Below are 21461 nucleotides of genomic sequence, written 5' to 3'. Positions count from 1 at the left end.
TTTTTTGTTTTTTCTGCTATGATAGTATTAGTTTGAAAATAGAATATGACCCTTGTGAAGGAGGGAATGGACATGGAAAAGATTCCGTACTTAACGTCTGAGGTAGCGAACAACGATGCTATCATCAACCAAAAATTTAATACTAAAATCAACTATATTCAAGCTGTCCAAGCAGCAATTGCTGCAGAGGATGACTTGAAGGTATACGAATTACTAGACCAACGTCGCTTTGAATTAGAATTGAACAATGTGGAAGTGACAGAATATGATGCTGATTTGCCTTGGTTGGTAAACAACATGCACCACGATATGGGACACTATTTGGCAACGAAGTTAATTGCTTACTTGTCTGAAAAATTCCCTTTCTTCTATTATGAAGAAACACATCTAGGTGTATTTGAAATGTATTTCGGTAACTGGTGGGGACGCCGTCGTTTTGGAATTCTAGATCCGTTGGCAGTAAACTTTATCTTTGATGATGAAGCCTATGGTATGTTGAGCCGTGCCGTTGAAATGGCCGCAAACGATGAACGTTACCATGCAGCATCAATCGAAGAAACAACAAAGACAAATGAAATTCACCAAAAGTTGCTAGATTCACAAGAAACACGTAATGCTGAACGTCGTGAATTAGAACGTAAGCTAGAAGATATGGGCGAAAAGAATGGCTTCTTCTTAGGTCGTGGTAACGCTGACGAACGTGAAGAAGTGATTGAAGAATTGGCTAAGTTAGATGCTTTGGATGCCAAGGCTGATGAAGTGCCAGCAGTAATTGCTGAAAACAATGCGAAGATTTTGGAATACTCAAAGGAAGATACAATTCTGTTGTATGAACAACGTGCAATTGATGATACTTTTGGTGATTTCGCACAATTTGAAACGGCAATCAACACATTATATGGTGACTATTTGAAGGCCCTACGTTCAGAAGGAGGTAACTAACATGACAGATCGTTTACAAGACCGCTTGATTCAATACGAAGATAGTATTGATGCGGATTTAGCGCTAATTAATCACTTTAATACAGCGGCACGCGATTTAACTGTTAAGCACCAACCTGAAGAACTACAAACACTAGCTGAATTTTTAACACAAACTAAGCTAGAAACGGTGTGGGTGACAGTGCCACGTCAATACTCACACGCTGATTGGTATTTGGTAGCTTTGAGCCGCTTCATGTCATTAGCAGGTATTGAAGGTTACGACATGATTTTGCCCGAAGCACACGAAGAGATGCATTTGACATTCCCTGGCTTTGGCGCAACAGCTGCATTTGCATTTGTGCCAAATGAAGGTGAACGTGGAGGAACAGCATTTACTGAAGTACGTACAGGATTGCGTTTGTTCTACTGGTCATTAGAACGTCGTGAAATTAAGTTCAACGCCCATGCATTGGCTGACTTATTGATTGATAAGTTGGGGGATGCTAAGGATCGTACGATCTTCACAAAGATGCTATTAGACTGGGCGCGCTACATGGAAGAAACATTAGGTTACGCAGTAGACTACAATGTCTTGGAAACAGCGAACGAATATGTTTATGGTGTCATGCAAACAGAAAACACAGCAGCCGTTTTGGATAACTTATTTGTCCAATCAGCAGCGACACCGTACGTTTTGCAACGTGTGGGTAATGAAGCTGTGATGGTCCTAGCGGATAACGTTGAATTACGTCTGTTCCAAACTGGGGAAGAAAAGCTATGGTCAATCCAAGTGTTGGATGGCGAAGATGCCGTTTCAATTATGGACTTGTTCCTAGAAAATGACTTTTTGGCAGCTTGGTACATGGGTCAACGTCAAGAATTTGAACTAGCGTATGATGAAGAATTGTTCGCTGAGCAAACTGGATTGGGACATGACATTAGTCGTTTGTTCTCTGTTGCGCAAAACCCAAGTGTCGCCGAAGTGATGCCTGAAGTTGAAGCGGATAAGGTTGTTGTTGAAATTCTGCACCCTAAGAAGGACTAATAGATGACAAGTTTAGATTTTGCCGCGTATTTACGTGCTGCAAGAACTTTGCATGCTGATATGAGCTATGAGTGGGAAATGCCTGTAAAACGCGATGACGTGCCGTTGAACGTGTATTTGAACCTAGATGTAGCACTTAGTCAGTTAATGACTAAGGTGGGGGCATATCAACCCACAATTGCATCTACAACGACTGGTGAGGTATCAGAAACTGATACCATTCAGGCTTATGCTGATGCAATGGCATTATTCTTAGAAGCAGCAAATCAAATGCAATGGACGCATTTGATGGTGATGGAAGATGAAGACTTAGCGAAGTTTTCACGTTTCCCACAACGTCAATTAGGCCACCAATTTATGGGCATCAAAACGATGTTACTAAATAGCTATCATCAAAAGCGTCAGAGTGATTTTTCACATGCATGGCGTTCATTTTTGAAGCTGGGTCTAGTTGAATTGCAGATCATGCCAGAAGATCTACATCTAGCGGTATGTAAAACGCTACAAATGGATAATGATTAACTTGTATCCCATATGAAATCAGGCTACAATGGAAAGGCAGTGTTTTACACATGCATTCTAAGGAGTACCTGTAGCATAACTGGATAATGCACTCGGTTTCTACCCGAGCGATTGTGGGTTCGAACCCCACCAGGTACATCGATGCAAATATTCAAATGCCTTGAAACCACTATCAATTTTGATGGTGGTTTTTTGTTATCAACTGACGTTTTGAAAAAATACAATATCAATAGAAAGTTGGGAAATATGGAAATTGAAAATTTATTAACTGTTAAAAATCAAAGTGAACTTTTGACTTGGTTGGCGGACCATGCTGAATCAGAAACAGTCTGTTGGGTGACAGTTAGTATTAAGCCGGAAACGGACAAGTTACAGTATTTAGATGCAGTAGAAGCCGCCCTTTGTTATGGCTGGGTAGATAGCACGAAAAAGAAATTGAGTGATACACAAACCGTGCAACGTTTATCACCACGATCAAAGCGTAGTAACTGGACTGAATTGAATAAAGAGCGGGTACGACGGTTAGAAAAACTAGGATTGATGACTGATGCTGGGCGAAAGGTTCTGCCTGAGATGGATGTACAAGCATTTCAGATCAATGATGATATTTGGACAGCTATTACCGCGGATGATGAAGTGTATCAAAACTATACCGCTTTACCTGAGCTCTATACACGTATTCGTATTGATACAATTCAAAGTGTTAGCGATACGCCAGAAGTCTATACAAAACGACTAAAAAAATTCATTTCTGCCTTGCATGAGAACAAAATGATTGGTCAATGGCATGATAATGGACGCCTGTGGGAACAGTAAATAAAAAGAAACCTGACATGAGTTTATGGACCAGGAAATGAGGGTAAGACTTGCTGTAGCTGTGTTTGTAAAGGTATTGCATGTTTTTGTTAACAACATGATATATTTTTAGATTTTAAAAAATATAATAAAACTTAAGATTATTTTCTTGACGTATACCATTTATAGCGTGATAATGTAAACGGTTACAAATGAGGTAGTCAAAAATTGGAGGGAATGAGTATATGTTTAATTTTTTGAAGCCAGCACCAGATGCTGCGGTTAAGGTTGCGCCGGATAAGGTGGCAGGGTCATACCGCAAGCATCAATTAGGTGTGTTGCTGGCCACATGTATTGGGTACATTGGTTACTATGTTATCCGTTTGATCTTTACCACAGAACAAACAGCAATTATGGAAACATACAACCTATCATTGGCACAAATGGGGTTGATTCTATCAACCTTCGGTGTGGGATATGGATTCTCTAAGCTTTTCATGGGAGCGTTGAGTGATAAGAGTAATCCTAATCGATACCTAGCCACTGGATTGATTTTGTCATCAATCCTAAACATTTTCTTGGGTTCAACTGGAAACTTCTACATCATGGTTGGATTGATGTTGATGATTTCAATTACACAAGGAATGGGAGCCGCTGCCTGTCAAAAGTTAGTACAACTATGGTGGGGTCGTAAGAATCGTGGAACAATCTACTCAATTTGGTCATCAGCGCACAATGCTGGAGCCTTTGTCTGTGTGGCTATTGTTCAATTGTCTGCCTTCTTGTTTGCTGGTTCATTGCCAGCCGTCTTCTACACAGCATCATTTGTATCACTATTGATCGCAGCCTTCATCTTGATTGTTGGATCTGACCGTCCAACATCAGTTGGATTGCCAAGCATTAGTGAATACGCAGGGGATGAAGTTATTGCTGATGGTAAGGTTGTTGAATCAGAAACAACAACGTTGACAATTCCACAAATTTTCAAGAAGTACATCCTAACAAACAAGATTGTTTGGGCGATTACACTAACATCAATGTCAATGTACTTGATTCGTTTTGGAATCATGTCATGGATTCCAACTTACTTGCGTGATGAAAAGGGATTTGATCCTAATCAAGCCAAGTGGTTGATTGGAATGTTTGAATTAGCTGCTGTACCAGGGGTTATTATCTTGGGAATGGTTTCTGATTTTTTGAAGGGTCGTCGCGCCCTTGTTAGTTTGGCGTGTGTGGTTGGACTAGCTGGATGTTTGTTCGTTTACTTTACAACAATGAACCACACATACATCATCATTGCCTTGTTTATCATGGGAACATTGATTTACGCACCATTAACATTGGTTGGATTGATGGTTAACGAAGCTGTGCCTAAGTTCGCGGTTGGATCATCAACTGGATTTATGGGATTCTTCCAATACATGGTTGGGGAAACATTAGCAACTGCCTTGATTGGTATCTTGGTATCAATCTACGGTTGGCAAGCATCAAATTACGTCCTATTTACAGCCGCAGCCGCAGCTGTTCTATTGTTGACATTCTTGTCAATGAATGAACGTAAAGTGATTGCACGCGAAGAACAAGATGCTGTTCACTAGACAGTAAGAGATACTGATGCAAAGCCATTTCTTAGGGAATGGTTTTTGTTTTAGGTAAAAAGCTTACCTATATATGAGAAAGATTGCATTAATCTGTAAATTGGTTTATAATAAACAACGTTGTGTTTGTGGAACTCACAAATTTCAACCATTCGTCGTCTGTATTAAGAGGGGTTTCCCCGCGGGCACGATGAGTCTAAGTTAGTCAGAAATGACATCAATAAAAAATGGAGGTCTACAGACTCATGGCAGAATATGCAATCATTGAGACTGGTGGTAAGCAATACAAGGTTGCCGCTGGTGATGTAATTTACATCGAAAAGTTGGACGCTGAAGCAGGCGAAAAGGTTACTTTCGATAAGGTCGTTTTCATTGACGGTCAATTCGGAGCACCTTACGTTGAAGGCGTTTCAGTTTCAGGAACTGTTGAGAAGCAAGGTAAGGAAAAGAAGGTTATCACTTTCAAGTACAAGCCAAAGAAACACTCACATTCTAAGCAAGGTCACCGTCAACCTTACACTAAGGTTGTCATTGACACTATCGCCTAGGCATCTAAGGAGGATTTAAATCATGCAAATGCAATTGAATTTGAACAACTTGACGATGCACTCAAAGCACAAGGGTGGTGGATCATCTGCCAACGGTCGTGACTCAGCTGGGCGTCGTCTAGGAACAAAGCGCGCTGATGGACAAAGCATCAACGCAGGATCAATCATCTACCGTCAACGTGGAACTCACATCTACCCAGGTGTAAACGTTGGACGTGGAAGCGACGACACATTGTTCGCTTTGACAGATGGTGTGGTTAAGTTCGGTCGTATGGGCCGTGACAAGCGCCAAGTATCTGTTATCTCTCGTGAAGAGTACAACGAAATCATCGGAAAGTAATTTCTATTTGATGGGAAGCCTTTACCACTTATGTGGTAGAGGCTTTTTTGTTGCTATATTGGTACTAATCAGTCCACAAATATAAAAAATAATGCTTAAATGATGAATATAAAGAAAGTACTACTAAGGTCTGGTAAATGTCCCATATGAACGATTTGGAATGAATTGATTAAAAATAATGATGATATTGTGGCACCTGAGGGCTCTTCCGTGGGAATAAACGGAAAGTAAGTAATAAGCCACCTAATCCGCTGATAAACGTGTATAATCGTATAGGATTTGAAAGATTAGGATGGAAAATATAATGAAAAGATTCAAAAAGAGACTCGTGAGTTTATTTGCTTTTTGGATGGTATTAGGATCAATCTCAGTTAGTGCTGCAGTTTTTACACCAGACATAGAAAGCCAAGCAGCGTTGTTAGTAGATTTAAATACTGGCCGTGTGCTTGCGGATAAAAATGGTGAAGAACGTCTTCCGATTGCATCGCTATCAAAAATGTTAGTAGCGTACTTTATTGAAGAAGCTGTCTCAAAAGGTGATTTAAGTTGGGATCAACAGATTGAACTCAATCCTAAATTACTAGAATATAGTCAAGATTTAGAAGTATCTAACGTACCATTACATAAAGATGAAAAATACACGGTGAAGGACATCATGAATGCGATGATGTTACCTTCAAGTAATAGTGCGACGGTTATTCTGGCTGATTTGGTGGCGGGTGATGTTGCTAAATATAATACGATGGCGAATAAGAAATTAGCGAGTTGGGGCATCAAAGATGCAAATTGGTCGTCTTCAACTGGATTGCCAGTTGGTGCGTTAGGGCCGTTTGAACCGACGGGATTCGTGGAAGATGATGCAAATAGTTTGTCTGCACGCGAAACTGCAGTGGTTGCGGGACATCTATTACATGATTATCCAGAGATTTTAGACCTGACAAGTCAAACTTCTGCCAAATTCCCAAAGGGCAGCGAAGACGCTGAAACATTGGAGAATACGAATAAGTTATTGTCAGATACTGACTACACAGTTAAAGGACTAAAGACAGGATCATTACCTGATTCAGGTAAGAGTTTAGTTAGCACAACAACGATTAAGGGCGTTCCTGTGTTGTCTGTTGTGTTGAATGCACCTGTAGACGTGGATGAAGAGGAAGTGTTTACGAGTTCAAAGGAGCTATGGGAACAAGCCTATGATTCATTGGATGCCAAAACAATTCAAAAGGGGACGAGGTTAGCTGATGTTCCTGATAAAAATGCAGAAACAGGTAGTGTTAGTGTTTCGGTAGGAACCGAAAAAGCCTACTTGCTTGGTAAAAAAGAAACAGAGCCTGTGTTAAAGGATGCCAATTTGACGAGTGAAGTCCCATACAAGGCTGGGCAAAATGTCGGACATGCCTCATGGAATTTTTCAGATAATGATAGCTTACTGACAGAGTTTGATCAGATTGATTTACAGTCAGATGAAGATGTTAGTAAAGCTAATTGGTTTGTGCGTACTTGGCGAGGCATTGTACATTAAATAGGTGTGATGTCTCATTCAGTCAGGCAGAGGGTCGTTACTAGAAATAGTAACGGCTTTTTTTATCGCTGAAAAAGGCTGTGTGATGGTCTGAGTGGTATTTTAGGTACAGGTCTATATAAATAGTCCCTAAATAAGGTATGATGATTAGAGACGTAGTGCAGTGTGCTAGCTAAGTACAAGACACGTTAATATTAATGGGGATTTAGAAAGAGGGATTATATGTTTTATATTCAACCTACGCCGCTATCAAACTATCTTTGGTTAGCGCTATGGGCATTACCAGTTGTGATTTTATTAGTTGGTGTTTTAATGTTCTTATTAGGACGTGGAAACAAGAAGAAAGAACGTATGGCTAACTTAGTCGGAGCTTTAGGTATTATTGGTTTGTTAGTGGTGGGGGCATTAAGTGTCTCTTCATATGTTCATAATTACAAAAATTCAGCGTCATACAATAAGAAAGCCAAAGAAATGGCGCTAGAATATAACCCAAATCAAGAACGCCATTTGATTATTCAAAACTACAAGGGTGAACAAACGTTTGAAATGACTGGTAACTTCGGTTTTGATCATGAAGGACGCAATGTAACTGTTGTGGACAACAAGACTGGTGATAAAACATCAATTTACATTGGTGAGAATGACTTATTAATCATTCAAGATAAGAAGTAATCAGTTCAATATTAATTCTGGAATAGACCTCGGAGTGAAGTGTAAAGACACTTTCCGCTGAGGTCTATTTTTTGTTTTGTTTGTGAATATAATCTGCATGTTGACGTTTTTTTAGGAAACTATCTTATTTGAATGCAAAATAAATATATTAAGAAAGTGTTAAGTTTTAATGTTGTTAGTTTGTGAATTTTTTATAAAAAATTCAATGGATTATATATCATAATTAAAAGGTGTTGATATATCTGGCAATGGATAAAGGGATTGAAGATGCAGAAGTGACACGGTGTCACTATTGTTTAGCGGTAATTGTCCACTTACAAAAAAGCTTTTATTTATATGGATTAGGGTGTAAAGTGTACTTGTTATATTGTGAATTATAGAACTATTTCGGGGATGTTAGTCTTTTTGATGTGCAATATGGGCATGAACTAAATAAATACGACGGTCATAAAATGAAATGTGACGTATTCATGCACAATGAAAAATAAATCATTTTTGATGACATTATATTCGGACTTATCGCGTTACATATCGTGTGTACAGAGAACATACGCTAAATTCGTTTAGTGAATTATTAGGGGGAAGTATGAAAAAACAACTGGCAATAACAATCATGAGTACAATGCTCTTTGGGGTTAGTGGGGAAATGATTTTTGATGCAACGACTATACAAGGGCATGCGGACGAAATTAATCAAGACATAGCCGTATCTATTCCAGATGACAATTTACGTAATGAACTACAAAAGAGCTTAGGGCCTGATGTACCACTTACAAAAAACAATTTGTTGAAAATTGAAAGCTTGAACTTAACATATTCTGGCGTAACGGATCTAAGTGGATTAGAGGAAGCAAAAAACCTGAAGTGGCTTGATTTAACAGGAAATGCAATCAGCAGCTTGGAGCCATTAGGACAAGTACATAACTTATCATTTTTGAGTTTACGATTTAATAAAACTAAGGATATCCCTGACCTTGCGCCTTTAAAGACAACAGCAATTAAGGAATTAAATCTAGTTGGTAATGATTATGGATTAGAGCCACAAAAAATGGCCGCAATTAGTCATTTAACAACTCTAGAAACCTTAGAGATGCAAAACAACAAATTAACGCAGCTACCAGATTTGAGCCAATTGACGAATCTACGCTTCCTAGGGGTAGCTGGTAATAAATTGACGGATGTCAGTGGCGTCAAAAATATGGTTAGGTTAACTGGCTTGGAAGTGAATTCAAATCAAATCACAGATTTTGAACCGATTTCCCATCTGACTAATCTAGAACGTTTACATGTTGGAAATAACCGTAGTTCAGATATTAGTTCTTTGAAGACTCTGACGAAGTTGAAAAAAGGTAACTTCTCACAAATGGGTCTATCAAATGAGCAAATGACTGTTTTTGCGGGTATGAAAGACATGGAAAGTTTGGCGATTGACTTTAATGACCAAATTTCAGATCTAAGCAGTCTAAGTCAATTGACGAATCTGACGACCTTGGATTTCAGTAAAGATGGTGTGACGTCATTAGCGCCATTAGCTGGATTAACTAATTTACAAACGTTAGGTTTCTCAAACAACAGGGTGTCAGATATCTCAGTGTTAAAGAACATGCCTAATTTGAGTTCTTTGACAATGTTACGTAATCAAATCTTTGATTTAAGCCCATTACAAAATCTGTCACAACTAACTTGGGTGAATGCTAAGTATCAATCTGTGACCTTACCAGCCATGGCTGTGAATGAGCAAAAGGGTATCGATCTTGTCCCAATCGTTGTGAAATCACGTCTAGGGAATGGATTACCTGTAACATTACAATCTGATGGGCAATTACAAATGGTTGATGGCGGTATCAAATTAAGTGATATCAACGTTGATAAAGATGAAGCCGTCTACATGGCTTGGGCAGGTGATGCTAACGATAGTCTGGTACGTTTTTCAGGAACTATCTCACAACCAATCAAACCTAAAGAAGCAGATAAGACACCAGAAAAATTACCTGTTAATATCTCAGTATTTAAAGGTGATGGAAGCAATTTGACATCTGTTGCTAGTAACTTTGTGCAATCTGATGCATTGATTGAAACACAAGAGAATGGGAAAAAAGCATTACTGATCAAAGTCGTGGTTCCTAAGTCATATGGTGCAGAAAGTATTACCTTCTTAAAGGGTGAAAAGGTATCAACCAAACTAATTGGTGAAAGTTATACTTTGGAATACCGCTTCCAAGTAGGGGATGAAGAACTTGCTGGTAAGCCATTTAAAGAAAACATGCACGTTAAGATTAATCCTGATGTGATGAAGTATGACCATAAATATGATGTGTTCTTTAAGATCAATGGTGGGAATACAAACACCGATGATAAAGACTCTGGTAAAGATAATGGAACTGATGGTAATAAAAAGCCAGATACCGATAACAAGCAACCAGATGGAAACAAGAAGCCTGATCAAAATAAGCAACCAGATGGGAATAAGGATAAAAATGGTGCATCAAAAAATGATGGATCTAATAAAAAGCCGAATACATCTGTAAACAAGCAAGAAGTCGTTACTTATAAGGCGCATTATTTGAAAGAAGGAACGGCTCAAAAATCTGTCATGGCACAATATATGACAAATAAAGCCGAAATGTATTACCAAGATGGACAACAATATGTTGTGATTAGTGCGGCTGATAGTAAGTCAGCTGAAATGATTAAGAATCTATCACTGAATGGTAAGAACTACTTCAAACGTGATGGTAATAAATTCTATTTCAATTTAGGTAAAGAAAAATTGCAAACTAAGGCGTCAATCGAATTGGCTGGCTTTGTGGGTGTTTCAACCTTCATTCCTGGTATGGGTGAATTCAATGAAAATCAACCATTCACACTACGTTTAGATGGACGTCAAGTAAGTAAGCATGTGGATAAGAAACAACCAACTGGAAAGTCTGACACAAAAGTAAAGCATGTGGAATCAAAGTCTAAGGGATCAAATGCTGAAAATGGGCGTATTGTAGGGATGAAGAATGTTTCCCGTAACAATAACAGTCAATACAACTACACAGCACAATTCCTAAAGCAAGGGACCAGCCAAAGCTCTGTGATGGCTGATTACATGTTGAATGTGGCTCACGTTGTGATTAATGGTGATCAAGCGACGATTACGATTTTTGCGAATGGGGCTAACTCAGCAAACATGATTACGCGCCTAACACTTGCAGGACAAGCAACGGTACGTTCGGGTAATGGGTACACAGTCACATTGCCTACATCAATGTTGGATTCAGTGATTACTGGTCACGTGGACGTCGACGTACCAGGTATTATTAAGGAATCACAACCATTCTCACTACGTTTAACGCCAGGGTTTAGTGGTGTTGCAAGCACAAGTAATCATGTGACTGCCTTAGGAACAAATGGAACTAACACGGTTGGGACACCTGTGCCACAAATGTTACAACCAGTAACCCGCCAATTAACGGATCAAGAAAAGACAGCAAACGATGATAACAGTGCTGCTGACAAGTCAGGGACAGATACAAAAGCTAAGTCTAAAGACAACGATAAGTTAGATAAAGGGCTTAATTTGGCCGCTGACAACGCTAGTCAAGAATCACAACCGAATGATGCAGAATCAAACCACATGAATAATATGGTGCTTGTCATTGGCGGAATTATTTCCGTTCTGTTAGGTTTCATTGCGACAACGCTTGGTTGGATCATTTTTAAAGGGTAGGTAAAGGCATGCATATCACGAAAAAAATTATGATGGGGCTTTTGGTATCATTGGGGATGTTATTGATGATGCCGCTATCTATGAATGCTGCTGAGCAAACTGTGCCTTTGTCTGTTCTAAAAGATGGGACCAATGATACCTCTTATGCGGCATCGTATTTTTCAAACTCGGCGAGTGTTACATCAAACGGGGATGGTTTATACACTGTGACTTCAACGGTCACGACAAATAAGAATCTGGGCAATTATCCAGTTCAAATTATCAGTATTGATGGTGCGCCTGCAAATGTTTCAAAAACGGATAATGGCGATACACAGACGATTACGTATTCTTACCAGACAAATGCAGTCACTGAGCGTCATGCGGCCGTTATCAAGGTTGATGTTGATAATATCAATTATCACCACACCTACAATGTTGGCTTGCAATTAGCTGCGGACAGCATCGTGCTAGATACAAAAACAGTAACGGCACAGGCAGAATCAGTGAAGCAAAATACAGAAACAACTAACGTGGACAGTAAAAGTGAAACTGAACAATCAGCTGTGAAGACAAGTGAACGGACCAGCGCTGAGAGTGTCGCCTCAACCGAACACGCTACGAAAGAAAAATCTGAAAGTAAGCCAGTTAAAAAACAAAATGATAATGGGAAGCTTGTAAAGCAAATGGTTATCACGACTGTTGGTGGTTTATTAGGCGGGATTTTAGTGGCCGTTGGTGTTATTTGGTACACATCAAGGAAGAAGTAAGATGTCAAAAATACAAATACGACTATTATCTATGTGTTTGATTTTATTGTTGATTTTGATTGGTGGTTGGGTATGGTTGATCTTAGTGACTAACGATGAAAGTGACAGGACGACTCTTAATCGGGTGGTCACGACTACCAATGCGCAAACACAAGTCTTTGACCAATTAGGTATCGACCAAGTGGTTGGTGTTGCGACACCGGGGGCGAAACAAAATGTTCCGAACTGTTATCAAGATTTACCACAAGTGGGAAATCATATTTCACCAAACATTGAAAAAATTGCATCGTTAAAACCAGATGCAGTGTATGTGGATGCGGCTTTAGTCGATGATTATCAACAAAAGTTAACGAGTGATCATATTCGGACTGAAATCCTAGATTTTAAGACGGTCGGTGACTTACAAGATAGTCTGACTTACCTAGGGGAAACCTATGGTAAGACTGCTGAAGCAAAAAGATTAAAAGCTAAACTTGATTTAAAAGACACAACAACACAGCACCATCCGAAGGTGCTCTTGTTAATGGGGATGCCCGGTGGATCATTCTTAGCGGGGACCAAGTATAGTTACGTCGGTGATTTGATTGAACGAGCTGGTGGAAATGTCATCACAACTAGCCAAGCAAAGAGTGATTATGTGCAACCAAACATCGAACAAATTGCGACAGAACAACCTGATGTTATTATTACGATGGCCCATGCGATGGAGGATTCTGTCTTCGAGAGTTTCCAAGCAGAATTTAAATCAGCTAATTGGCAGACAATTAAAGCAGTCAAAGAGCAACATGTCTATCAAGCCAAAGAACCAACATTTAGTATGACGGCAAATATGAATGCGCCAAAAGCATTTAAACAAATTCAAGATTGGTTAGCAGAAACACAAAAAAATTAAGAAGGAGACCAGCTTATGCGTCAAGCATATAATGGCATCCTGACAGCCGCCCTTTTAATGAGTATCGGGGCGGCTTTATTGTTAGGAAGCACGTATTTATCACCGACTGCCTTACTACAAGGACAAGCTGACGTTTGGCAGATGTTGATTAATTATCGGTTACCGCGAGTTATTGTGGCCATCTTAGGTGGTGCGATGATTGGCATGAGTAGTATTTTATTGCAGCTTGTTTTACGTAATCGTCTAGTGGATGCATCAATTATTGGAATCATGAATGGTTCACAATTTTTGACGATGTGTCTAATTGTTTTGTTACCAATTTTAACGAAGGCGAATGTTCTGATTTCTGGTATTTTTGGTATCGGATTACTTTTTATTTGGCGAATGTACACGCCAAAACAAAGTTCAGCTTTACGTCTTATCTTAGTTGGGATTGCTACGGCAATGACATTTCAATCGTTGACGCAATTAACAACGGATGGCTTTGGTGTACCGTTACCATCATTGAGTACAGTGACCTGGTCACAAGTCGGACAATTGTTCGTCTTGTTGCTATTGGGATTGATAGTCCTTATCATGATTTGGCCTAATTTAAAGTATTTTGCACTATCAACAGAGCAATTACGTTTGCTTAATATCCCCGAACACAAGCTCGTTTATCTTGTGTTGGGCATTGTTGGTCTTTGGAGCGGGGTTGTTACTAGTTTATTGGGAGTTGTCTTCTTTTTTGGTGCAATTTTACCGCAGTTATCACGGACATTCTTTCCGGACGCAAAAGCGCAAAGCCTACTTATCCCGACGAGTTTATGGGGTAGCCTATTGCTGTTAAACGCGGATACACTGGCGCGAACAGTTATGGCGCCAACCGAATTGCCAGCTAGTGCAGTATTGTTGGCGATTAGTGGTCCATTATTCATCGTGCTCCTAATGAAGCGAGGATCTTAAGATGATGCAATTACAAAATGTGTCGTACACAATCGATGGCAAAACAATCTTCAACGACGTTAATGCGACGTTAATCCCACATCAAATTACGACCCTAATTGGACCTAATGGGATTGGTAAATCAACACTCTTAAAACTTGTGACGCAATCCATTAAACCGGATATGGGGGTAATAACGAACATCCCCGATAATCTGGCTTTATTGGCGCAAACGAATGAATTGTTTGAACCATTAACCGTGCGTGAATTACTGACGATTAAGCGTGGAGCGTTGGATGATGAAATATTAGCCTTATTACAACTAACTGATTTATTAAATGACCATGTCCATCATTTATCAGGTGGGCAACGACAGTTGGTGTGGTTGGGTTATGTCCTGCATCAAGCGCCAACATTACTCTTATTGGATGAGCCAACAACTTATCTAGATCTACATTACCAACAATTATTTTTAAACGCGTTAACGACGTTGCAAAAGAAACGGGGGTTTACCGTTTTGATGGTCTTGCATGATTTAACGCAAGCCTTTCACTATAGTCAAAATATATGGTTGCTCAATGACGATAAAAAATTAATGACGGGGCCAGTGGTAGACTTATTGGATGAAAGAGTACTGTCAAACGCCTTTAAATTACCTTTAACGATTGTTGCACATGATGGTAAACAGCTAATCATACCGAAATAAATAAGGAATAACTAAATAAATGCCCGACACAAAGGAGAGAGTTTTGTGTCGGGCTTATTTGTTTATAATCGTGTTTCGTATAGTTCAATAAATTCTTGGACGAGATCCTTGTACGTAATGGCGTTCATCAAGTGGTCTTGGGCATGGACCATGTATAGATTAACCTCAGTGTGTTGACCTTGTGCTTCTTTGGTTAGTAGGTCAGTTTGAACGTTATGAGCTTCAGATAGCGCAGCATCTGCTTGCTTCATAAATTCATGGGCAGCTGGCATGTCACTACTTTTAGCCGCGGATAGGGCTTCATGAGCTAACCCTTTGGCATTACCAGCATGCATGATGATTCCCATCACAACTTGCATATACTTTTCATCCATGATTAATTCTCCATTAGATCTTCAGCAAACTTCAAAATATTGACACCATTCATCATGCCGTAGTCCATCATCGGCATGACGTCCATGGGAATTCCTTTGGCATCTGTCTTTGTCTTGATGTCATTTTTTAGGTAAGACACTTGAGGGCCAAGTAAAACAACATTTGGGATCTTATCAGAGTTTAATTGTTGTTCGACATCAGCGGTTGATTTGGCAAACACTTCATAATCTTTACCTTCAGCCGTCGCAGCTTCTTGAATCTTTTGTACCATCAGTGATGTAGACATCCCCGCAGCACACGCTAACATAATAACTTTTTCTGCCATGATAAGGCTCCTTTATTGTTGAGTAAGAGTAAATGTTTGCCAGGCTTAATGCTTGCCAGAACGGGTAGGTTCTCAGTGGACACATGCCCTACGATGTTGACGCGACCGTCATTTTCCCAGTCTTTTAGTGCGATTTGCATTTCACCTTTGTATTGTCCGAAGCCATCGTTACCGACGATGATATCACCAGCATGAATATCAAGGGTGTTGTGGGCAGGCACTGATTCTGCAGCGTAGGTAATACGAGGCTGAGTTGAACGAATCATGTAACCTGAATAATCCCCACGATAGAGATGTATTTCATCAAGCACAATTTTCTTTTCGAGTTGCGAAATGTCATCGGCTAGAGTGACTTCCAAAACAGGATAGGGCGTTAGATACGCATCACGGATCGCCGCTAATTCAGTGGCATCTAGTAATGAACTACTAATGAACAAATTATCAATCACATTTAATTGCTTCAGTAGTTGGACCTGGCTGCTTGGTGACATTTGACGTTGTGCTTCCATTGAAACCATTTTGTCAGACGTTGGCCAAGGGCCTAATTTTCCAGTATCACCATCAATAAAGGCTGATGTTTCTAGATTGTATTGCTTGTAGCGTAATGTCGTCTCCACAAAGTAGCCTTGCTCTAATCCTGTTCGAACTTGTGGGTAGAAATTATGTGATCCGATTAAATTACGTGGATTAGGCCCAAAGTCCCAGACCATATCAATGTAGTGTTGGCCACGTGAAATATTCGTTTCAATTTTAATGTTGTATGGATTGTAGGTCATCTTGGCTTCTTCATAGCCAGTAAAGCCTTCATCCAAACGAATCGCAGCGACACCAAGTTCGTGAAAGAAACTTAAGTCATCGTAGGTGATGCCTAGTTGATCAAACAAACGGGGATTGATATCAATGGTTGTGGCCATGTGTAAGTCATTCCCGTGGGCAATAATTTGCTTAAACTTGTCGACCACTTCTTGCGTATCGCCGGTAACTTCTAAGAGTGAGGTGAAGATACGGCTGTAACCTAAATCATGAGCGGTGTTTAAATAATCACGCATGTCAGCAAAAGATGACTGCGATGGATAAATCGAGATACCTAATTCATGCATATCGAATTCCTCTTTTTGTTAGTTTTCTGTGGCTGCTAATTCTTGTGCGTATTCAGCGCGGTCAATACTACGCATGAATGGCAAGTAAAGTAGTACGTCGATGATAATCAAAACAACTTGTAGTAGGGCTCCTGAGATGTGTGATCCAGTAGCCAAGAAACCAGAAATGATTGGTGGTGTTACCCAAGGAACAACCACTCCGACAGTCGCATGGACAAGACCGGTTGCCATTGCAGTATAGGTGATGATGGCATTTACAACCGGTACCATCACGAATGGAATAATTAGGCTAACATTCAAAACAACTGGCACACCGAACATTGTTGGTTCATTAATATTGAACATTCCAGGTGGTGTAATCAATTTTTCAAGCGTCTTGTAACGGGCAGACTTAGCGACGATCCACATAGCCAAAACTAATCCTAATGTGGCACCTCCACCACCAAGGTAAACGAAGAAGTCCATAAATGGTTGTGTCACGATATGTGGCATAACTGCATTTGCATCTGCTTGGTAAGCACTCAAGTTTTCAGCCATCAAGGCTAGCCAAATGGGACTCATAACAGCACCAGTGATGTTACCACCGTGGATTCCGATGAACCATAGTAGTGATGTCAAAATAGTCACGACAATCGCACCGGCCAATGAACCACCAAAGGCACTCAATGGTTGTCCTAACAAAACTTGTAGAATTTGGTGTACGTTTTCAAATGGTGTCATTTGCATTCCGGCATAAACAAGTCCCCAGAAGACCAAGATAGCGAAACCTGGAATCAACGCCGCAAATGAGTTTGAGACAGCAGGTGGCACACCGTCAGGCATCTTAATTCGAATATTATGGCTCACGAACCAGTTAAAGATGGCTGTACTGATTAAGGCGACTAAGATAGCAGCGAACAAACCACCAGCACCTAGGTAACTGTAGGCGATTCCTGTCTGCAAGCCTTCAGCGCCACCCATCAAATCAGGTGTAATCAAGAAGAAGCTTGCCAATGACAAGACTCCGGCTGACAAGGCATCTGTACCATGTGATTCAGCATAGCGGTAAGCAATACCAAATGAGGCGACTAAACCAATCAAACCGAAACTAGAATTCACAATCTTAACTAGCCAATCAAAGATACCGGTACTAATTAACCATTCTTTAAAGGGTTCAATTGAGAATCCGTTGGCAATCAACAAAGCCATTGATCCAACGATAACCAGGGGCATGCTCAAGGCAATACCATCACGAATCGCATTTAATGGTTTGTTGGCCGCTAACTTAACCCCAACAGGCTGTAAATACTTTTCTAAAAACTGCGTAACTTTATCATTCATATCTGTTTCCTCCGCAAAAACAATGAACCAAGACATATTTTCCTATTTGATACACACTTAATGTAATCGCTTTCAAAACAAAAAGATAGTGTTATTTTATGGTTTTTTTAATGGTATAGATATACCAGAATAGGGTGTTTGATATTGTGAAAAAACGATTTACGTTGGTGGGGAGATTACTTATATTCAGTTGTTTTTTCTGCTATACCATTTAGGTTGGACTAGCTGATATTTTTTCAATGGTTTGCCGGTTCGTCGATGAAATGAAAGCGTTTTTATTTTTAATTGACAAACAGCCAACATGTCTTTAAAATCAATGTTGTAAGCGGTTGCAAATACCGCAGCGGGTGACAGTGGTGTGGCGCGGAGACTGTCGATAATTTGAGGGCTAGGGCAATCTCAAAATAACTTAATATTTTATGAGGAGATTGCGTTATGACAATGACACTAACTGACCTAGCAGGCACAATGGATCACACCCTATTGAAGGCCAATGCAACACGAGAACAAGTGTTAGAAATTGCAGCAGAAGCAAAGACCTATGGTTTTGCTTCTGTTTGTATTAATCCTTATTGGGTAGCAACTGTCGCGGAGGCATTAAAGGGAACTGATGTCGCCACCTGTACAGTGATTGGTTTCCCTTTGGGAGCAAATACAACAGCAATTAAAGTAGCGGAAACAATTGATGCGATTGAAAACGGCGCAACTGAAGTTGACATGGTGATTAATGTTGGTGAATTAAAGGCCGGTAATGTGGCCATGGTAACTGATGAAATTCATCAATTAGCTGAAGCAGCTCATGCCCGTCACGCTATTCTAAAGGTCATCATTGAAACAGCCTTGTTAACACCAGAAGAAATTGTGTTGGCAAGTCAAGCGACACGTGATGGTGGTGCAGACTTTGTTAAGACATCAACTGGTTTTTCAACTGGTGGTGCTAAGATTGCGGATGTTAAAGTGATGCGTGAAACTGTGGGTCCTGACTTAGGGGTGAAAGCCTCTGGGGGTATCCATACACGAGAAGAAGCATTAGCTATGCTTGACGCTGGCGCAAGTCGTCTAGGTGTCAGTGCTTCTGTCGCGATTATGAATGAAGAAGATTATACTGGCGATTATTAAACAGCCAATGAAACAAAATTAAAAGCAAGCCGAGACGTAGCGTTGCTACACTGACTTGAGAATTATATGTGAACGTTTTCTGTTAAAAGGGAGAGTAAACGATGGCTTATAAGCGTGTTTTTAGTATTGTGTTAGATTCAGTAGGAATTGGCGCTGCGCCCGATGCAGCGAAGTATGGAGATGTCGGATCAGATACACTTGGACATGTGGGGGCACATTTTCAAGGAAATTTAAAATTACCTAATTTACAAAAATTAGGGTTAGGGAATATTGCACGTCCTACGCCAATTATGGGCGTAGCACCCGTTGAGACTCCAATTGGAGATTTTGGCGTTATGCAAGAAACATCAGCAGGAAAAGATAGTATGGATGGTCATTGGGAAATGATGGGCTTGCCGGTTGAAACGGAATTAGCAACCTATCCGAATGGTTTTCCAGCTGAAATTATGGATGAATTAGCCGCATTTTCAGGGCGACCTTTATTGGTTAATCGCCCCTATTCTGGGACTGATGTCATTCGTGATTATGGACAAGAAGCAGTTGATACAGGCGCGTTAATTATTTACACGTCTGGGGATTCTGTCTTGCAAATTGCAGCCCACGAAGATGTGGTGCCATTAGATGAGTTATATCGTATTTGTGAATACGCCCGAAAGTTGGTCAATCAAGCGCCTAATATGATTGGACGAATTATTGCCCGACCATTTATTGGAGCGGATAGTCTATCGTTTAAGCGTACAGCGAATCGTCATGACTTTACGCTGAAGCCAACAGGCCAAACAGATTTGAACCGCTTGTCAGATGCAGGGGTTCAAGTGGTTGGTATTGGGAAAGTAAATGATATTTTTTCTGGTGAAGGTATTCTTGAAGGGGTACACACTGAATCAAATATGGATGGGATGGATCAAGTCGATAAATGGGTGGCAACGGACTTTAGTGGTTTCGTCTTTGCTAATTTAGTTGATTTTGATGCCATGTATGGTCATCGTCGTGACCCTCAAGGGATGGGGGAAGCCTTAATGGCGTTTGATGCACGACTAGGTGATGTTTTGCAGCATCTTCACGCGGATGACTTGTTGTTGATTACAGCTGATCATGGGAACGACCCTGGCTTTAAGGGGACTGATCATACGCGTGAACAAGTACCTTTGTTGGCCTATTCACCAAGTATGGTGGTCGGTCATGACTTAGGTGTCCGGCATTCATTTGCGGACTTGGGACAAACAATACTCGCTAATTTTGGTGTAGCAGGTGGGCCTGCCGGAACATCATTTTTAACGGAACTAACAAACGGGAAATAATTGGGAGGATATCAAAATGACACCACATATCAACGCCAACGTAGGTGACTACGCCGAAACAGTTTTGTTGCCAGGAGATCCATTGCGTGCCAAGTATATTGCGGACACATTTTTGGAAGATGTTGTGCAAGTGAATGATGTTCGTGGCATGTTGGGATTCACTGGAACTTACAAGGGACACCGCGTTTCGGTACAAGGTTCAGGAATGGGAATTCCATCTATGTCTATTTATGTGAATGAATTAGTCAGCGTCTACGGTGTGAAGAACATTATGCGTGTGGGTTCATTTGGTGCGATGGCTGATGATATCGAATTGGGGGATGTTGTTTTAGCATCTGGTGCGTCAACTGATTCAGCGGTCATTGCGCAAACGTTTGGACCAGGTATTTATTGGTCAGCAACGCCAGACTTTGCCTTATTGGACACAGCTTTTCATAAGGCCAAGGAATTGAATGTTCCAGTTAAAGTGGGTAATATCTTTGCGGCAGATCGTTTCTATAACGATGAAATTGATATGAATAAGCTAAAGGATTACGGCGTATTGGGAACAGAAATGGAAGCGGCTGGTCTTTACTTACTAGGTGCGAAATTACATTTCCGTGCCTTGGATGTCTTAACCGCTTCGGACCATATTTACCGTGATGAAGCCCTATCACCAGAAGAGCGTCAAACATCATTCAAGGATATGATGTTGGTTGCTTTGGAAACGGCGTTGACGCTATAAAGGCAGGGGATTTTGAACGGTTGAATCACTTTAAATATTGATCGTATCAGGGTGGTTATATCGTGAATTAAAACACAATTAATCATCATTTAGATGACGTCATATATTGTTTTGAACAATCTATTTTTAATTTAAAATCTGAACATCGTCCTGTTTGACGGTGTTCTTTTGTTTTTAGGGGCTTTGTTCGTGAAAAAAGGTGGCGTATAAAAAGAATGTGAAAAAAGTAACATTTATGCTTGCTT

The 21461-nt window shown here is 40.3% G+C and carries 21 protein-coding genes and 1 tRNA gene; 18 read left to right on the top strand and 4 right to left on the bottom strand.

What is annotated here, in order from left to right; all coding sequences use genetic code 11:
* The first annotated feature begins 72 nt into the window (after positions 1-72).
* The 15 genes from WS08_RS05280 (at position 73) to WS08_RS05210 (ending at position 14952) form a co-directional block, all read left to right on the top strand.
* Positions 73-942, top strand: a complete 870-nt coding sequence (locus tag WS08_RS05280) for a hypothetical protein (RefSeq protein ID WP_009496170.1) — start codon at positions 73-75, stop codon at positions 940-942.
* A gap of 1 nt (position 943) precedes the next feature.
* Positions 944-1969 carry a hypothetical protein gene (locus WS08_RS05275; protein WP_009496169.1) on the top strand — a complete coding sequence of 342 codons (1026 nt, stop codon included), beginning with the start codon at positions 944-946 and terminating at the stop codon, positions 1967-1969.
* Between the two features lie 3 nt (positions 1970-1972).
* The gene (locus tag WS08_RS05270) at positions 1973-2491 is read left to right on the top strand and encodes a hypothetical protein (protein ID WP_009496168.1); all 519 of its coding nucleotides are present in this window, start codon (positions 1973-1975) and stop codon (positions 2489-2491) included.
* 64 nt (positions 2492-2555) lie between these two features.
* Positions 2556-2629 (top strand) — tRNA-Arg (locus tag WS08_RS05265).
* Positions 2630-2737: 108 nt separating this feature from the next.
* On the top strand, positions 2738-3307 hold the full coding sequence (locus WS08_RS05260; RefSeq protein WP_009496167.1) for a YdeI/OmpD-associated family protein: 570 nt from the start codon (positions 2738-2740) through the stop codon (positions 3305-3307).
* A 224-nt stretch (positions 3308-3531) separates the two neighbouring features.
* Positions 3532-4884: an MFS transporter gene (locus WS08_RS05255; protein ID WP_009496166.1), complete on the top strand. Its 1353-nt coding sequence runs from the start codon at positions 3532-3534 to the stop codon at positions 4882-4884.
* 245 nt (positions 4885-5129) lie between these two features.
* Positions 5130-5432: a 50S ribosomal protein L21 gene (gene rplU / locus WS08_RS05250; RefSeq protein ID WP_009496165.1), complete on the top strand. Its 303-nt coding sequence runs from the start codon at positions 5130-5132 to the stop codon at positions 5430-5432.
* Between the two features lie 28 nt (positions 5433-5460).
* The gene (gene rpmA, locus WS08_RS05245) at positions 5461-5772 is read left to right on the top strand and encodes a 50S ribosomal protein L27 (RefSeq protein ID WP_009496164.1); all 312 of its coding nucleotides are present in this window, start codon (positions 5461-5463) and stop codon (positions 5770-5772) included.
* Between the two features lie 304 nt (positions 5773-6076).
* The gene (locus tag WS08_RS05240) at positions 6077-7294 is read left to right on the top strand and encodes a D-alanyl-D-alanine carboxypeptidase family protein (RefSeq protein WP_100223542.1); all 1218 of its coding nucleotides are present in this window, start codon (positions 6077-6079) and stop codon (positions 7292-7294) included.
* Positions 7295-7516: 222 nt separating this feature from the next.
* Positions 7517-7966, top strand: a complete 450-nt coding sequence (locus tag WS08_RS05235; protein ID WP_009496162.1) for a hypothetical protein — start codon at positions 7517-7519, stop codon at positions 7964-7966.
* 586 nt (positions 7967-8552) lie between these two features.
* On the top strand, positions 8553-11681 hold the full coding sequence (locus WS08_RS05230) for a leucine-rich repeat domain-containing protein (protein WP_038566689.1): 3129 nt from the start codon (positions 8553-8555) through the stop codon (positions 11679-11681).
* Between the two features lie 8 nt (positions 11682-11689).
* Complete coding sequence (locus WS08_RS05225; protein ID WP_009496160.1) at positions 11690-12430, top strand: NEAT domain-containing protein; 741 nt, start codon at positions 11690-11692, stop codon at positions 12428-12430.
* Position 12431: 1 nt separating this feature from the next.
* Positions 12432-13322 carry an ABC transporter substrate-binding protein gene (locus tag WS08_RS05220; protein ID WP_009496159.1) on the top strand — a complete coding sequence of 297 codons (891 nt, stop codon included), beginning with the start codon at positions 12432-12434 and terminating at the stop codon, positions 13320-13322.
* A gap of 15 nt (positions 13323-13337) precedes the next feature.
* Complete coding sequence (locus tag WS08_RS05215; RefSeq protein ID WP_009496158.1) at positions 13338-14267, top strand: FecCD family ABC transporter permease; 930 nt, start codon at positions 13338-13340, stop codon at positions 14265-14267.
* Position 14268: 1 nt separating this feature from the next.
* The gene (locus WS08_RS05210) at positions 14269-14952 is read left to right on the top strand and encodes an ABC transporter ATP-binding protein (RefSeq protein WP_009496157.1); all 684 of its coding nucleotides are present in this window, start codon (positions 14269-14271) and stop codon (positions 14950-14952) included.
* A gap of 62 nt (positions 14953-15014) precedes the next feature.
* Here the strand turns inward: WS08_RS05210 and WS08_RS05205 are convergent, their stop codons facing one another.
* The 4 genes from WS08_RS05205 to celB are packed head-to-tail and all read right to left on the bottom strand — an operon-like array spanning position 15015 to position 18072.
* Positions 15015-15326: a PTS sugar transporter subunit IIA gene (locus WS08_RS05205; protein WP_009496156.1), complete on the bottom strand. Its 312-nt coding sequence runs from the start codon at positions 15324-15326 to the stop codon at positions 15015-15017.
* A gap of 2 nt (positions 15327-15328) precedes the next feature.
* Complete coding sequence (locus tag WS08_RS05200) at positions 15329-15652, bottom strand: PTS sugar transporter subunit IIB (protein WP_009496155.1); 324 nt, start codon at positions 15650-15652, stop codon at positions 15329-15331.
* On the bottom strand, positions 15628-16752 hold the full coding sequence (locus WS08_RS05195) for a DUF871 domain-containing protein (protein WP_051747849.1): 1125 nt from the start codon (positions 16750-16752) through the stop codon (positions 15628-15630). Before WS08_RS05195 ends, WS08_RS05200 begins: the two co-directional genes overlap by 25 nt.
* Positions 16753-16770: 18 nt before the next feature.
* Positions 16771-18072 (bottom strand): PTS cellobiose transporter subunit IIC, encoded by a 1302-nt coding sequence (celB, locus tag WS08_RS05190; RefSeq protein ID WP_038528529.1) that lies wholly within the window; start codon positions 18070-18072, stop codon positions 16771-16773.
* A 435-nt stretch (positions 18073-18507) separates the two neighbouring features.
* Between celB and deoC the strand changes: the two genes are divergently transcribed.
* The 3 genes from deoC to deoD all read left to right on the top strand — a co-directional run bounded on the left by deoC (position 18508) and on the right by deoD (position 21216).
* Positions 18508-19191 (top strand): deoxyribose-phosphate aldolase, encoded by a 684-nt coding sequence (deoC, locus tag WS08_RS05185; RefSeq protein ID WP_009496152.1) that lies wholly within the window; start codon positions 18508-18510, stop codon positions 19189-19191.
* Positions 19192-19292: 101 nt separating this feature from the next.
* On the top strand, positions 19293-20492 hold the full coding sequence (locus tag WS08_RS05180) for a phosphopentomutase (RefSeq protein WP_009496151.1): 1200 nt from the start codon (positions 19293-19295) through the stop codon (positions 20490-20492).
* A 16-nt stretch (positions 20493-20508) separates the two neighbouring features.
* Positions 20509-21216: a purine-nucleoside phosphorylase gene (deoD, locus tag WS08_RS05175; protein WP_009496150.1), complete on the top strand. Its 708-nt coding sequence runs from the start codon at positions 20509-20511 to the stop codon at positions 21214-21216.
* The last annotated feature ends 245 nt before the right edge of the window (positions 21217-21461 follow it).

The sequence above is a fragment of the Weissella tructae genome, from assembly GCF_000732905.1.
GTDB lineage: Bacteria > Bacillota > Bacilli > Lactobacillales > Lactobacillaceae > Weissella > Weissella tructae.
This window is presented reverse-complemented; position numbering and strand designations above follow the sequence as displayed.

Excerpts from the sequence above, each read along its gene's own strand:
- WS08_RS05280 (WP_009496170.1), top strand. The coding sequence starts at position 73 with ATGGAAAAGATTCCGTACTTAACGTCTGAGGTAGCGAACAACGATGCT.
- WS08_RS05275 (WP_009496169.1), top strand. The coding sequence starts at position 944 with ATGACAGATCGTTTACAAGACCGCTTGATTCAATACGAAGATAGTATT.
- WS08_RS05270 (WP_009496168.1), top strand. The coding sequence starts at position 1,973 with ATGACAAGTTTAGATTTTGCCGCGTATTTACGTGCTGCAAGAACTTTG.
- WS08_RS05260 (WP_009496167.1), top strand. The coding sequence starts at position 2,738 with ATGGAAATTGAAAATTTATTAACTGTTAAAAATCAAAGTGAACTTTTG.
- WS08_RS05255 (WP_009496166.1), top strand. The coding sequence starts at position 3,532 with ATGTTTAATTTTTTGAAGCCAGCACCAGATGCTGCGGTTAAGGTTGCG.
- rplU (WP_009496165.1), top strand. The coding sequence starts at position 5,130 with ATGGCAGAATATGCAATCATTGAGACTGGTGGTAAGCAATACAAGGTT.
- rpmA (WP_009496164.1), top strand. The coding sequence starts at position 5,461 with ATGCAATTGAATTTGAACAACTTGACGATGCACTCAAAGCACAAGGGT.
- WS08_RS05240 (WP_100223542.1), top strand. The coding sequence starts at position 6,077 with ATGAAAAGATTCAAAAAGAGACTCGTGAGTTTATTTGCTTTTTGGATG.
- WS08_RS05235 (WP_009496162.1), top strand. The coding sequence starts at position 7,517 with ATGTTTTATATTCAACCTACGCCGCTATCAAACTATCTTTGGTTAGCG.
- WS08_RS05230 (WP_038566689.1), top strand. The coding sequence starts at position 8,553 with ATGAAAAAACAACTGGCAATAACAATCATGAGTACAATGCTCTTTGGG.
- WS08_RS05225 (WP_009496160.1), top strand. The coding sequence starts at position 11,690 with ATGCATATCACGAAAAAAATTATGATGGGGCTTTTGGTATCATTGGGG.
- WS08_RS05220 (WP_009496159.1), top strand. The coding sequence starts at position 12,432 with ATGTCAAAAATACAAATACGACTATTATCTATGTGTTTGATTTTATTG.
- WS08_RS05215 (WP_009496158.1), top strand. The coding sequence starts at position 13,338 with ATGCGTCAAGCATATAATGGCATCCTGACAGCCGCCCTTTTAATGAGT.
- WS08_RS05210 (WP_009496157.1), top strand. The coding sequence starts at position 14,269 with ATGATGCAATTACAAAATGTGTCGTACACAATCGATGGCAAAACAATC.
- WS08_RS05205 (WP_009496156.1), bottom strand. The coding sequence starts at position 15,326 with ATGGATGAAAAGTATATGCAAGTTGTGATGGGAATCATCATGCATGCT.
- WS08_RS05200 (WP_009496155.1), bottom strand. The coding sequence starts at position 15,652 with ATGGCAGAAAAAGTTATTATGTTAGCGTGTGCTGCGGGGATGTCTACA.
- WS08_RS05195 (WP_051747849.1), bottom strand. The coding sequence starts at position 16,752 with ATGCATGAATTAGGTATCTCGATTTATCCATCGCAGTCATCTTTTGCT.
- celB (WP_038528529.1), bottom strand. The coding sequence starts at position 18,072 with ATGAATGATAAAGTTACGCAGTTTTTAGAAAAGTATTTACAGCCTGTT.
- deoC (WP_009496152.1), top strand. The coding sequence starts at position 18,508 with ATGACAATGACACTAACTGACCTAGCAGGCACAATGGATCACACCCTA.
- WS08_RS05180 (WP_009496151.1), top strand. The coding sequence starts at position 19,293 with ATGGCTTATAAGCGTGTTTTTAGTATTGTGTTAGATTCAGTAGGAATT.
- deoD (WP_009496150.1), top strand. The coding sequence starts at position 20,509 with ATGACACCACATATCAACGCCAACGTAGGTGACTACGCCGAAACAGTT.